We start from the raw sequence: 13153 nt of genomic DNA on the forward strand, positions 1-13153 counted from the left end.
ATGTCCGAGGGCACCCCCCCTTCTGCCGCGCTGCGCGACGACCGTTCGCTGTGGTCGGCGTGCATCGAACGCCTGGCCCAGGAAATCCCCGAGCAGCAGTTCAACACCTGGATTCGCCCCCTGAGCGCCACCGTCGCGCCGGACGATTCCAAGGTCGTCCTGGCCGTGGGCAACCGCTTCAAGCTCGACTGGATTCGGGCCCAGTACGCCGCCCGCATCAGCGCGTTGCTGGAAAGTGTTCGGGGCGCGCCCGTCACGCTTGAGTTAGCGCTCGCTCCTCGTGAAGCCCCCGTGCGGACAATGCCCGCCAACCGCCCGGTGTTCGACGCACCGGCCGATCCCGTGCTCGCCGAGATGGCCGACGTGGCCCCCCTGGAGCCCGCGAGCGCGCCCAAGACCCGGCTCAACCCCTCGCTCACCTTCGGCTCGCTGGTGGAGGGCTCGGCCAACCGCATGGCGCGCGCCGCGGCCATGCACGTGGCCGGCAGCCTGGGCCAGCTGTACAACCCCCTGTTCATCTACGGCGGGGTCGGCCTGGGCAAGACCCACCTGGTGCACGCCATCGGCAACCACCTGCTGGCCGAGCGGCCGCAGGCCAAAGTTCTCTACATCCACGCCGAGCAGTTCGTCTCGGATGTGGTTAAGGCCTATCAGCGCAAGACCTTCGATGAGTTCAAGGCCCGCTACCACTCGCTGGACCTGCTGCTGATCGACGACGTGCAATTCTTCGCCAACAAGGACCGCACCCAGGAAGAGTTCTTCAACGCCTTCGAGGCGCTGCTGGCCCGCAAGAGCCACATCGTGCTCACCAGCGACACCTACCCCAAGGGCCTGGCCGACATCACCGAGCGCCTGATCTCGCGCTTCGATTCCGGCCTGACGGTGGCCATCGAGCCGCCCGAACTGGAAATGCGGGTGGCCATCCTGATCAACAAGGCCGCCGCCGAGGCCGCCGTGATGCCCGAGGAAGTGGCCTTCTTCGTCGCCAAGAACGTGCGCTCCAACGTGCGCGAGCTCGAAGGCGCGCTGCGCAAGATCCTGGCCTATTCGCGCTTCAACCAGAAGGACATCTCCATCCAGCTGGCGCGCGACGCCCTGAAAGACCTGCTGTCCATCCAGAACCGGCAGATCAGCGTGGAAAACATCCAGAAGACGGTGGCCGACTTCTACAAGATCAAGGTCGCCGACATGTATTCCAAGAAGCGCCCGGCCAGCATCGCCCGGCCGCGCCAGATCGCCATGTTCCTGGCCAAGGAGCTCACCCAGAAGAGCCTGCCCGAGATCGGGGAACTGTTTGGCGGACGCGACCACACCACCGTGCTGCACGCCGTGCGCAAGATCGCCGGCGAGCGCCAGCAGAACACCGAACTCAACCAGCAGCTGCACGTGCTGGAGCAGACCCTGAAAGGCTGAGCCCACCCCTGGTGCAACAGCTGGTAAACAGCGTTCAAAAAGGGCGAGAATAGGGGGGTTTTGGCCCGCCGATCCCGCTCCGGGAGACACCTTCAAATAACGAAAGAGCCGCAGATGATCGTTTTCAAATCCTCGCAGGACAAGGTTCTGGCCGCGCTGCAGTCGGTGTCGGGCATCGTGGAGCGGCGCCACACCCTGCCCATCCTGGCCAACGTGCTGCTGCGCAAGACGGGCTCGCAGTTGCAGCTCACCACCAGCGACCTGGAAATCCAGATCCGCACCACGGCCGAGCTCGACGGCGACAGCGGCAGCTTCGCCACCACCCTGGGCGCGCGCAAGCTCATCGACATCCTGCGCACCATGCCGGGCGACCAAACCGTGAGCCTGGAGCAGACCGGCGGCAAGCTCATCCTCAAGGGCGGCAAGAGCCGCTTCACGCTGCAAAGCCTGCCGGCCGAAGACTTCCCGCTGGTGCAGGAATCGGCCAGCTTCGGCCCCGCGTTCAGCGTGCCGCAGAAGACGCTCAAGGGCCTGCTGGGCCAGGTGTCCTTCGCCATGGCGGTGCACGACATCCGCTACTACCTCAACGGCATCCTGTTCGTGGCCGAAGGCAAGCAGCTCAGCCTGGTGGCCACCGACGGCCACCGCCTGGCCTTCGCCTCGGCCACCCTGGACGTGGAAGTGCCCAAGCAGGAGGTCATCCTGCCGCGCAAGACCGTGCTGGAGCTGCAGCGCCTGCTGTCCGACAAGGACGGTGCCATCGAAATGCAGTTCGCGGCCAACCAGGCCAAGTTCAGCTTCGACGGCATGGAGTTCGTCACCAAGCTGGTCGAGGGCAAGTTCCCCGACTACAACCGCGTCATCCCGAAGAACCACAAGAACATCGTCACCCTGGGCCGCGCGCCGCTGCTGGCCAGCCTGCAGCGCACCGCCATCATGACGAGCGAGAAGTTCAAGGGCGTGCGCCTGAACGTGGAGCCCGGCACGCTGCGCGTGGCCTCCAGCAACGCCGAGCAGGAAGAGGCGGTCGACGAGCTCGACATCGACTACGGTGGCGACACCATCGAGATCGGCTTCAACGTCACCTACCTCATCGACGCGCTGCAGAACATGGGCCAGGAGATGGTCCGTGTGGAGCTGGCCGACGGCAACAGCTCGGCGCTCGTCACCAACCCCGACGACAACGCCTTCAAGTACGTTGTCATGCCGATGCGCATCTGAGCGCAGCGCTCCCGACCCGATATCGAGCCCGACCCGCTGAACAGCGGGTTTGGCGTTTCTAGCGATCGAGAAAGTTCCTATGTCCGACGAGTCCACGAGCCCCGAAAGCTCCAATTTCCAGCCCAAGATCGATCCGAACCAGGCCGGGGCGAGTGAGGGGTACGGCGAGGGCTCGATCCAGATCCTCGAAGGCCTGGAAGCGGTTCGCAAGCGCCCGGGCATGTACATCGGCGACACCTCCGACGGCACCGGCCTGCACCACCTGGTGTTCGAGGTGGTCGACAACTCCATCGACGAAGCGCTCGCCGGCCACTGCGACGACATCGTCGTCACCATCCACACCGACAACTCCATCAGCGTGGTCGACAACGGCCGCGGCATCCCCACCGGGGTGAAGATGGACGACAAGCACGAGCCCAAGCGCAGCGCGGCCGAGATCGCGCTGACCGAACTGCACGCCGGCGGCAAGTTCAACCAGAACAGCTACAAGGTCTCGGGCGGCCTGCACGGCGTGGGCGTGAGCTGCGTGAACGCGCTCAGCAAGTGGCTGCGCCTGACGGTGCGCCGCGAAGGCAAGGTGCACCAACTGGAGTTCGCGCGCGGCTTCGTGCAGAACCGCATCCTGGAAGACCAGAGCGGCGTCGAGATCTCGCCCATGAAGGTGACCGGCGCCACCGAGAAGCGCGGCACCGAGGTGCACTTCCTGCCCGACACCGAGATCTTCAAAGAGAACAACGACTTCCACTACGAGATCCTGAGCAAGCGCCTGCGCGAGCTCAGCTTCCTCAACAACGGCGTGCGCATCCGCCTGCACGACGAGCGCAGCGGCAAGGAAGACGACTTCTCCGGTGCGGGCGGCGTGAAGGGCTTCGTCGAGTTCATCAACAAGGGCAAGACCGTCCTGCACCCGAACATCTTCCATGCCACGGGCGACCGTCAGAGCGACCAGGGCACCAACATCGGTGTCGAGGTGGCCATGCAGTGGAACAGCGGCTACAACGAGCAGGTGCTCTGCTTCACCAACAACATCCCGCAGCGCGACGGCGGCACCCACCTCACCGGCCTGCGCGCGGCCATGACGCGCGTCATCAACAAGTACATCGAAGAAAACGAGCTGGCCAAGAAAGCCAAGGTAGAGGTCAGCGGTGACGACATGCGCGAAGGCCTGTGCTGCGTGCTCAGCGTGAAGGTGCCCGAGCCCAAGTTCAGCAGCCAGACCAAGGACAAGCTGGTCTCCAGCGAGGTGCGCGGCCCGGTGGAAGACGTGGTGGCGCGCCTGCTGACCGACTACCTGCAGGAGCGGCCCAACGACGCCAAGATCATCTGCGGCAAGATCATCGAGGCCGCGCGGGCGCGCGAAGCCGCGCGCAAGGCGCGCGAGATGACGCGCCGCAAGGGCGTGCTCGACGGCATGGGCCTGCCCGGCAAGCTCGCCGACTGCCAGGAGAAGGACCCGGCGCTGTGCGAGATCTACATCGTGGAGGGCGACTCCGCCGGCGGCTCGGCCAAGCAAGGCCGCGACCGCAAGTTCCAGGCGATCCTGCCGCTGCGCGGCAAGATCCTCAACGTGGAGAAGGCGCGCTACGAGAAGCTGCTGAGCTCCAACGAGATCCTCACGCTCATCACCGCGCTGGGCACGGGCATCGGCAAGGCCGGCAGCGCGGGCGATGGCAAGAGCGGCGCCGACGACTTTGATGTGGCCAAGCTGCGCTACCACCGCATCATCATCATGACCGACGCCGACGTGGACGGCGCCCACATCCGCACGCTGCTGCTGACCTTCTTCTACCGCCAGATGCCCGAGCTGGTGGAGCGCGGCCACATCTACATCGCGCAGCCGCCGCTGTACAAGGTCAAGAGCGGCAAGGAAGAGCTGTACCTCAAAGACGCCGCCGCGCTCGACGGCTTTCTGCTGCGCATCGCGCTGAAAGACGCCAAGGTGATGACCGGTGGCGCGTCCAACGCCACCCTCGAAGGCGCCACGCTCGAAGAGCTCGCTCGCAAGCACCAGGTGGCCGAACACGTGATCGCGCGCCTGTCGGCCTTCATGGACGCCGAGGCGCTGCGCGCCGTGGCCGACGGCGTGGCCCTTGGGCTGGACGACATGGAGGCCGCGTCCGCCAGCGCGCAGGACCTGCAGACCAAGCTGCGCGAACTCAGCACCACCGGCGTGCCCGCCACCGTGACGGCCGAGTTCGACCAGCGCACCGACAAGCCGGTGCTGCGCATCAGCCGCCGCCACCACGGCAACATCAAGAGCAGCGTCATCACGCAGGACTTCGTGCACGGCGCCGACTACGCCGCCCTGGCCGAGGCCGCCAACACCTTCCGTGGCCTGCTGGGCGACGGCGCCAAGGTCATGCGCGGCGAGGGCGACAAGCAGAAGGAAGAGCGCGTGAGCGACTTCCGCACCGCCATGCAATGGCTCATCAGCGAAGCCGAGCGCACCACCGCGCGCCAGCGCTACAAGGGCCTGGGCGAGATGAACCCCGAGCAGCTCTGGGAGACCACCATGGACCCCGAGGTGCGCCGCCTGCTGCGCGTGCAGATCGACGACGCGATCGAGGCGGACCGCGTGTTCACCATGCTGATGGGCGATGAGGTGGAGCCGCGGCGCGACTTCATCGAGACCAACGCGCTGCGGGCGGGGAACATCGACGTTTGACCGGCCTTGTGATCGCCGGCACCGCCCCTCCGTCCTGCCATGGACATCACCGACTACCCCGACCTCCCTCAGCGGGCGCGCATCGTGAAGATCGCGGCCCAGCTGTTCGCGCAGCGGGGGTACCACGCGGTCGGCATGAGCGACATCCAGGACGCGGTGAAGCTCGGCCGCGGGGCGCTCTACCACCACATCCGCAGCAAGGAAGACCTGCTGTACGACGTCACCCGTGAGTACATCACCGAGTTGGCCGACAGCGCGCTGCGCCTCAAGGCCGAGGAAAGCGACCCGGTCGCGCGGCTGACCCGGCTCGGCTCGACCCTGGTGCACAAGGTGGCCTCTCACCAGGCCGAGCTGACGGTCTGCTTCCGGGACGTGCAGTCGCTCTCCACCGAGCGCTGCAACGAGGTCATGGGCTGGCACAGCCGCTACGAACAGGTGTGGCGCGACACCATGATCGAAGGCGCGCAAACCGGCGTGTTCCGGCCCTTCGATGCCCTCGTGCTCAAGGGCGTGCTCGGCATGTACTACTACTGCTACCTCTGGATGAAGCCGCAACGGCCCGAGGGCGCACAGGCCATCGCCGAGCGCTTCAACGACCTGACGCTGCGCATGCTGCGCGCCACCTGACGCGGCGGGCCGGGGCCTCCACGGGTAAACCCCAGTGATCTTCCTTGGCGATTGCCGCCATAGTGGTCTGTACCGATCGGTCGGTCGATATCCCCCAACACCCCACCGGAGACAACCCGTGAGCAAGGAAGACCCAGGCCAGAGCTTGGTGCGGCAGGCCCAATCGGAGCTGGCGACCACGCGGTCCATCACCCACCCGCGGCAACCCGCACGGCGACAGCTGTTCGCGCAGACGGCGGCGGCCGCCGCCGGCTTGGCGGGCCTGGCGGCGGCCGGCCAGGCCCGGGCCGCGCTGCCGGTGCCGGAATCCAACCTGCGCCCGGGCACGCCGATCCCCGAGAACGAGTACGGCATGCCGTCCAAGTTCGAGGCGCACGTCAAGCGCCGGCGCACCGACGTGCTGGTGAACAAGCAGAACTTCTCCGACTGGAGCTTCACGCCGGTTCACCAGCAGCACGGCATCGTCACGCCCAACGGGCTGATCTACGAGCGCCACCACAACGGCGTGCCGGAGATCGACCCGGAGCAGCACCGCTTCGCGATCCACGGCATGGTTCGCCAGCCGCTGGTGTTCACCATGAGCGACCTCATGCGCTACCCCTCGGTATCGCGCTTCTACTTCATGGAGTGCTCGGGCAACGGCCTCACCGACTGGCTCAAACCGGCCGCCAAGACCGTTCAGCAAACGCACGGCCTGCTCTCGTGCACGCAGTGGACGGGCGTGCCCCTGTCCGTGCTGCTGGACGAGGCCGGTGTCGACCCCAAGGCCACCTGGGGCCTGGCCGAAGGCGCCGATGGCTCGGCCCACGCCCGCAGCCTGCCCATCAAGAAGCTGATGGACGACGCGCTGCTGGTCTACGCCACCGGCGGCGAGATGCTGCGCGCCGAGAACGGCTACCCGCTGCGGCTGTTCATCCCCGGCTGGGAGGGCAACGTCAGCATCAAGTGGCTGCGCCGCCTGAAGATGGGCGACCAGCCCTGGCACCTGCGCAGCGAAACCGCGCGCTACACCGACCCCATGCCCAACGGCAAATGGCGCCAGTTCAGCTTCGCCATGGAGGCCAAGTCGGTGATCACCTCGCCCTCGGGCTCGATGAAGGTGCAGCGCGGCCCGGTGGAAATCATCGGCTTCGCCTGGTCGGGCCTGGGCAAGATCCGCGCGGTGGATGTCACCGTGGACGGCGGGCGAACCTGGCGCAAGGCCGAGCTGGAAGAGCCGGTGCTCGACAAATGCCTGACGCGCTTTCGCTTGCGCTGGAACTGGGACGGCTCGCCCGCCAAGATCGCCAGCCGCGCGGTGGATTCGACGGGCTATGTGCAACCCACCGTGGAAGACATCCAGAAGGTGCGCGCCATCACCGGCTTCGTGCAGCACCACAACGGCATCTTCCCCTGGGCCATCAACACCGCCGGGGAGGTGAGCAATGCCATCGCTTAAGACCTTCATTCCCCTGGGCTGCGCCATGGCCTGCGCCTGGCTGCTGGCGGGCACCGCGCAGGCCGCACAGCCGGCTCAGCCCAAGGGCCCCGGTGCGCACGCCACCGCGGCGCCCGCGGTCAAGGCCGCGTTCGGCCAACCCATTACCGAGGCCGAGTTGGCCAGCTGGAACATCGACATCCGCACCACCGACGGCGCGGGCCTGCCGGACGGCAGCGGCACCATCGCCCAGGGCCAGGCCGTGTACGACGGCAAATGCGCGTCCTGCCACGGCGCCAAGGCGGAGGGCGGGCCCATGTTCGGCACCATGGTCGGCGGCATCGGCTCCTTCACCACCGAGCGCCGCCTCCTGACCCCGGGCAGCATGTACCCGTTTGCGCCCGTGCTCTTCGACTACGTGCGCCGGGCCATGCCGCTCACCCAGCCGCAGTCCCTGAGCAACGACGAGGTCTACGCCGTCACCGGCTACATCCTGCACCTCAACGGCCTGTTGCCGGCCGATGCGGTGGTGAACGCTGCCACGCTCAAGGCGCTCAAGATGCCCAACCGCGACGGCTTCATGGTCGACGACCGGCCCGACACCAAGGCCGTGCGCTGCATGAAGGACTGCAAGGCCTTGCGATGACTGAGGGCCTGGCCCCGTGGAGGTGAGCCCACGAGGCCAAGGTTCCGAACAGCGCCGCCCGGAACACGTCACCCGCACCCCAATGGCCCACCTGGCCGACGCCGCCCCGGCGCTCAGCGCCGCAACACCTGCCCGGCGCGAACCGCCGTCCGCGCGCCGTCCTTCACGGCGAATTGGCCGTTGACCATTACGTGCAACAAGCCTTGCGGGCTTTTGGCCATGTTCTGCACGGAGGAGCGGTCCGAGATCCGATGGGCGTCGAACACCACCACGTCGGCGTGGTAGCCCTTCTGCAAGCTGCCACGCGCCTTCAGGCCCATGCGTTGCGCGGGCAGCGAAGTGAGCCGGCGGATGCCTTCGCCCAAGTCCATCATGCCGAGGTCGCGCGCGTAGTGGCCCAGGAAGCGCGCGGTCCAGCCGAAGGCCGTGGGCGCGAACTGCACGTCCTTCAGCGGCCCGCTCGTGTTCAGGGTGATGGCGTCCGAAATCACCGCGCAGCCGGGCTGCGACATCAGCAGGCGGATGTCCTGGTCCTCGGAGATGCGGCCGGCCCAGGTGCAGTCGGCGACGGCCTCGCCTTCCTCCAGCAGGATGTCGAGGATGGCGTCGTGCGGGTCCACGCCACGGCGGCGCCCGATCTCGGCGAAATCCAGTCCGACCAGCTCACGGTTACCAGCTGAGCGGGTCAGCACCAGTTCAGACCAGCGCTTCTGCGCCACCAGTTTCCATTGGGGAAAGGTGTTGTTCTTGAGGGCCGCGCGCTGGCCAGGGTCTGCCAGGCGCTGCAGCATGGAGGGCACCCCGCCTTCGTAGGCCCATTTGGGAAGGATGGTGTAGAGGAAGGTCGGCCCCCATTCGTGCGGGATGACATCGAAACCCACGTCCGCGCCACCCTGGCGCGTCCATTCGATCATCTCCAGCATGTGCTCGGCCGCGTGGGCCGGGGCGCCGGTCTTGGGCGCCAGGTGGGAGAGCTGCAAACGCGCCTGTGACAGCCGCGCCGTGGCCAGCGCCTCGCCAAGGCCCATCTCGTAGTTCCAGTCGCGGTTTCGGATGTGGCTGGCGTAGACGGCATCGAACTCCTTGGCCACCTTGGCCATTTCCACCAGTTCGCGCAGGTCCGAGTTGAAGCCGGGGTTGTATTCAAGCCCCGAACTCACGCCGATGGCGCCTTCCTCAAGCGAGCGACGCATGATGTTGCCCATGTATTGCAGCTCGTCGTCCGTGGCGCCCCTGGGCTCGTTGCCCACCACGTTCAGGCGCACGGTGTTGTGCCCCACGTAGGCGCCCACGTTCAGGCCAGGGCGCTGCGCCTGCAGCACATCAAGGTATTCCCCAAAGGAAGACCAGGTGAAGGCCTGGCCCGGCAGACGCCCTACCATGAAGCGCTCCACCAGTTCACGCTTGAGGCACGGAGCACAGGAGAAGCCGCAGTTGCCAATGATCTCCGTGGTCACGCCCTGCATCAGCAGGCTGTAGCCGTCGGGGTCGGACAGCAGCGTGGCATCGGAGTGCGTGTGGATGTCGATGAAGCCCGGCGCGACGGTGAGGCCGCTGCAATCCACGAGCTGGCGGGCGTCTTCGCCCAGTGCCCCGATCGCCTCGATGCGCCCGTCGCGCACGCCGACATCACGCACTTCACCGCGCGCACCGGAACCGTCGAACACGGTGCCGTTCTTGAAAATCACATCGAACATGGTCAGGTCCTCGCGGGGCGGAACGCCCCAGTGGCTGCGCACAGGCTCAAACCGAGCCGCGCATGATGAGTTGGCCCTTGAGCAACTGCGTCGAGGGCTGGGCGATCTCGCCGTTGAGCAGCAGCTCAATCGCCTGCTGGATCATTCCTTGCACAGGCTGGCGAATGGTGGTGAGCTGGTAGGCCGCCTTGGCCGCGATCGGGTGATCGTCAAAGCCCAGGACACGCACGTCCTGCGGGATGCGCTTGCCCAGGCGAAAGCGCAGCGCGTCCATGGCACCCGACGCGATTTCGTCGTCCGCGCAGAAGATGCCGTCGATCTCCGGATGCTGCGCCATGAGCTGCTGCACCGCCTCGAAGCCCCATTCGTAGGTGAACTCACCCTCCAGGGTGGCTACCGGCGCCCGGTCCCACTCGTGCAGTTGCTGCACGAAGCCACGCAACCGATCGGCGCTGGTGGACGCGTCCTGCCCACCGCCCATGAACGCGACGTGGCGGGCGCCCGCCTTGAGCAGGCAGTCCGCCGCTGTGCGGCCGCCATCTGCGTTGTCGCAGGACACCGAATGCACGCCGCCGGTGCGCGTGGTGCGGTTGAACAGCACCACAGGTATGCCTCGAGAGGCAAACTGCTGCGCCGCCGTCGACGACAGGGCAGCCGTGGTGATGATGGCTCCGCGCACGCGGTAGCGCAGCACGTCGGGCACCACATCGTCCACCGACTGGGGCGGCGTCGCGTTGAACAGCAGCACCTGCAGCTGCAACGCCTGAAGCGCGTGCGTGATGCGCTCCAGCACCACCGGGTACCAGGGGTTCGTGATGTTGGCCATGACGATGGCCACGATGTCGGACTGGCCGCTGCTGAGTCCCTGCGCCAACGGATGCGGCGCGTAGCCCAGCTCGGCCACCGCCTTCTCGATGCGCTCGCGCACATCGGCCGCGACGTAGCCCCGCCCCGAGGTCCAGCGCGACACGGCCGCTTGCGACACCTGGGCAAGTTTGGCGACGTCCTTTTGCGTGACGGGAAGGTGGGAGCGCGAGGCGGTCATGCGGGAGATTATTCAGTGAACGGCCAGGTGTTTTTCAAGCCGGGGAGGGTCCGCCAGAGCCTGCGCGCTGCTCATGGTGTCGACCGTCGCCCCGTCCTCCAGAAGCACGACGCGATCGGCCACGTCCAGTGCCATGCGCAGATTCTGCTCGACCAGCACCACCGTGAGCCGCTCCTTCTTGAGCGTCTGCAGAATCTCCGCCACCGCGGTCACCATCACGGGCGCCAGCCCCTGGGACGGCTCGTCGAGCAGGAGCACCCGGGGGCCCATGGCCAGGCCGCGCGCCATCACCATGAGCTGCTGCTGCCCGCCCGAGAGCTCGCCCCCCTTGCGGCCACGGAACTCCTGAATGATGGGCAACAGATCGAGGATGCGCTCCAGCGTGAAAGGCGATCCTGGCCGGTACCCGAGCAGGATGTTCTCTTCGACCGTGAGCAGGGAAAAGGCGTCGCGCGTTTCGGGCACCAGCGTGATGCCCAGGCGCGCGATCTCGTGCGTTTCGCGGCCGCTGATGTCCTGCCCATCAAAACGCACGGCGCCCGAAGCCACGCGGCTGAGGGCCATGATGGAGCGCAGCGTGGTGGTCTTGCCCGCGCCGTTGCGCCCGAGCAGCGCCACGGTTTCACCCTCTTCCACGTGGAAGCTCACGCCATGCAGGGCCTGACTCTTGCCGTAGAAGGTTTCGATGGCGTCGACGTGCAGCAGTGTCTTCATAGTCCAAAGTACGCGGCCTTGACGGCGGCGTCGTTCGCGATGTGCGAGGGGGAACCCGAGGCAATGACCCGGCCCCTGGCCATCACGGTCACGTCATCGGAGATGTCCATCACCACGTTCATCTTGTGTTCGATCATGACGATGGTGTAGCGCGATTTGAGCGAATTCACGACGTCCTTGACGCGCTCGCTTTCGCGCTGCGACAGGCCGGCGGTGGGCTCGTCGAGCAACAACACGCGGGGTTGCGTGGCCAGCGTCACCGCCAGCTCCAGCATGCGTTGGTCGCCATAGGACACGTCGGCCGCCTTGCGCTCGGCAAAGCGCTCCAGGCCCAGGCTGGCCAGCAGGCGGCGAGCTTCGTCGGCGGACATGGGGTCGGCGCGCACCTCGCGCCAGACGCCGAAGCGACCCTGGCGCCGGGCGCGGTAGGCGGCCAGCAGCACGTTCTCGAAGAAGTTCAGCTCGCGGATGACGCTGGTGATCTGGTAAGACCGACCCACACCGCGGCGCGCGATTTCGTGCGGCTTGAGCGACGTCACGGCTTCGCCCAGCAGGCGGATCTCGCCGCCGTCGGGCCTGTAGTCCTTGGTGAGCAGATTGAACAACGTGGTCTTGCCCGCGCCGTTGGGTCCCAGGATGGTGTGCAGGCGCCCGGCCGTGAACCGGATCGACACGTCGTCAACCGCCGTCATGCTGCCGAAGCGCTTGGTGACGTTCACTGCCTCCAGTGCAATCTGCGCGCTCATGCTCGCCCACCCTTGCGTTGCGCCCACGCGGTGCGCAGCTGCTCGAACGCACCCACCAGGCCCTTGGGCATGGTGAAGACCACCAGCACGATGAAGAGGCCGAACAGCAGAGCCCAGCGCGCCCACACCAGGCTGAAGAGGCCCTGCAGCCAGACGAACACCGCCGCGCCGATCAACGGACCGACCATGGAGGACAGGCCGCCGATCACGATCATGAACACCACGTTGCCCGACATGGCCAGGCTGATGGTGTCCACCGGCACGAAGCGGTAGAGCAGCGCGTAGAGCGCGCCTGCCAGGCCGGCGAAGGCGCCCGAGATGGCAAAGGCGGTGATCTGCGCCTGGTAGACCGAGTAGCCAATCGAGGCGGTGCGGCGCGGGTTTTCCTTGGCCGACTCCAACACCAGACCCAGCGCGCTGCGCTTAACGCGGTTGAGCACATAGAAGCTGGCGATGAACACCGTCGCGCACAGCGCGTAGAACACATGGCGATCGTCCAGGCTGATCGAACCCAGGCCAGGCAGGCCCAGCGGGGTACGCGAGATGCCACCCATGCCGTCTTCGCCTCCGGTCACGTTGGACCAGGTGAGCACCACGTAGAACGCCATCTGGTTGAAGGCGAAAGTGAGCATCATGAAGTAGAAGCCCGTGCGGCGGATGACGATCGCGCCCATCAGCGCGGCCGATGCCGCACCGGCCACGGTGGCGATCACCAGCGTGGTGAGGGTGGAGGTGCCGTATTGCGCGAGGAAGTAGCCGCCCATGTAGGCGCCGATGCCGAAGAAGGTGGCGTGGCCGAACGAGTACAGCCCGGCGACTCCGATGATGAGATTGGCGGCCATGGCGAAGATGGCCATGACCACGATTTCGTTCGCGATGTTCACCGGCATGGTGAAGGGCGCGATGGCCAGAACAACCGCGAGGACCGCGGGCACGCGCCAGCCTGAGTGTTTGATGCGCAT

General features: G+C 66.7%; 11 protein-coding genes. 6 read left to right on the plus strand and 5 right to left on the minus strand.

The features are described 5' to 3' along the window. From dnaA to SOM08_RS00030, 6 genes are all read left to right on the plus strand, one after another. Positions 1–1413: a chromosomal replication initiator protein DnaA gene (gene dnaA, locus SOM08_RS00005; protein ID WP_116959218.1), complete on the plus strand. Its 1413-nt coding sequence runs from the start codon at positions 1–3 to the stop codon at positions 1411–1413. Between the two features lie 114 nt (positions 1414–1527). Then, positions 1528–2634, plus strand: a complete 1107-nt coding sequence (gene dnaN, locus SOM08_RS00010; RefSeq protein WP_116959216.1) for a DNA polymerase III subunit beta — start codon at positions 1528–1530, stop codon at positions 2632–2634. Between the two features lie 79 nt (positions 2635–2713). Next, positions 2714–5299, plus strand: coding sequence for a DNA topoisomerase (ATP-hydrolyzing) subunit B (gene gyrB / locus SOM08_RS00015; protein ID WP_116959214.1), 2586 nt, complete (start codon positions 2714–2716; stop codon positions 5297–5299). Positions 5300–5338: 39 nt separating this feature from the next. Further along, positions 5339–5926: a TetR/AcrR family transcriptional regulator gene (locus SOM08_RS00020; protein ID WP_116959213.1), complete on the plus strand. Its 588-nt coding sequence runs from the start codon at positions 5339–5341 to the stop codon at positions 5924–5926. 118 nt (positions 5927–6044) lie between these two features. After that, entirely contained in the window at positions 6045–7364 is a 1320-nt protein-coding gene (soxC, locus tag SOM08_RS00025; protein WP_245980955.1) for a sulfite dehydrogenase, read from the plus strand. Continuing rightward, a complete protein-coding gene (locus SOM08_RS00030) occupies positions 7351–7989 on the plus strand; it encodes a cytochrome c (RefSeq protein WP_322469795.1) in 639 nt (212 codons plus the stop codon). The genes soxC and SOM08_RS00030 overlap by 14 nt, the downstream gene beginning before the upstream one ends. A gap of 113 nt (positions 7990–8102) precedes the next feature. Here the strand turns inward: SOM08_RS00030 and SOM08_RS00035 are convergent, their stop codons facing one another. The 5 genes from SOM08_RS00035 to SOM08_RS00055 are packed head-to-tail and all read right to left on the minus strand — an operon-like array spanning position 8103 to position 13153. After that, on the minus strand, positions 8103–9686 hold the full coding sequence (locus SOM08_RS00035; protein ID WP_322469796.1) for a D-aminoacylase: 1584 nt from the start codon (positions 9684–9686) through the stop codon (positions 8103–8105). 46 nt (positions 9687–9732) lie between these two features. Next, positions 9733–10731, minus strand: coding sequence for a LacI family DNA-binding transcriptional regulator (locus SOM08_RS00040; RefSeq protein ID WP_322469797.1), 999 nt, complete (start codon positions 10729–10731; stop codon positions 9733–9735). A gap of 12 nt (positions 10732–10743) precedes the next feature. Further along, positions 10744–11445 carry an ABC transporter ATP-binding protein gene (locus tag SOM08_RS00045; protein ID WP_322469798.1) on the minus strand — a complete coding sequence of 234 codons (702 nt, stop codon included), beginning with the start codon at positions 11443–11445 and terminating at the stop codon, positions 10744–10746. Next, complete coding sequence (locus SOM08_RS00050; protein ID WP_322469799.1) at positions 11442–12191, minus strand: ABC transporter ATP-binding protein; 750 nt, start codon at positions 12189–12191, stop codon at positions 11442–11444. Before SOM08_RS00050 ends, SOM08_RS00045 begins: the two co-directional genes overlap by 4 nt. Further along, a complete protein-coding gene (locus tag SOM08_RS00055; RefSeq protein WP_322469800.1) occupies positions 12188–13153 on the minus strand; it encodes a branched-chain amino acid ABC transporter permease in 966 nt (321 codons plus the stop codon). Before SOM08_RS00055 ends, SOM08_RS00050 begins: the two co-directional genes overlap by 4 nt.

Origin of the sequence: Hydrogenophaga sp. SNF1, assembly GCF_034421675.1 — a bacterium.
GTDB lineage: Bacteria > Pseudomonadota > Gammaproteobacteria > Burkholderiales > Burkholderiaceae_C > Hydrogenophaga > Hydrogenophaga borbori.

Bases quoted from the DNA above. Each gene is read 5' to 3' on its own strand.
- SOM08_RS00050 (WP_322469799.1), bottom strand. From the start codon at position 12,191: ATGAGCGCGCAGATTGCACTGGAGGCAGTGAACGTCACCAAGCGCTTC.
- SOM08_RS00020 (WP_116959213.1), top strand. From the start codon at position 5,339: ATGGACATCACCGACTACCCCGACCTCCCTCAGCGGGCGCGCATCGTG.
- gyrB (WP_116959214.1), top strand. From the start codon at position 2,714: ATGTCCGACGAGTCCACGAGCCCCGAAAGCTCCAATTTCCAGCCCAAG.
- SOM08_RS00035 (WP_322469796.1), bottom strand. From the start codon at position 9,686: ATGTTCGATGTGATTTTCAAGAACGGCACCGTGTTCGACGGTTCCGGT.
- SOM08_RS00040 (WP_322469797.1), bottom strand. From the start codon at position 10,731: ATGACCGCCTCGCGCTCCCACCTTCCCGTCACGCAAAAGGACGTCGCC.
- SOM08_RS00030 (WP_322469795.1), top strand. From the start codon at position 7,351: ATGCCATCGCTTAAGACCTTCATTCCCCTGGGCTGCGCCATGGCCTGC.
- dnaA (WP_116959218.1), top strand. From the start codon at position 1: ATGTCCGAGGGCACCCCCCCTTCTGCCGCGCTGCGCGACGACCGTTCG.
- dnaN (WP_116959216.1), top strand. From the start codon at position 1,528: ATGATCGTTTTCAAATCCTCGCAGGACAAGGTTCTGGCCGCGCTGCAG.
- SOM08_RS00055 (WP_322469800.1), bottom strand. From the start codon at position 13,153: ATGCGCATCAAACACTCAGGCTGGCGCGTGCCCGCGGTCCTCGCGGTT.
- SOM08_RS00045 (WP_322469798.1), bottom strand. From the start codon at position 11,445: ATGAAGACACTGCTGCACGTCGACGCCATCGAAACCTTCTACGGCAAG.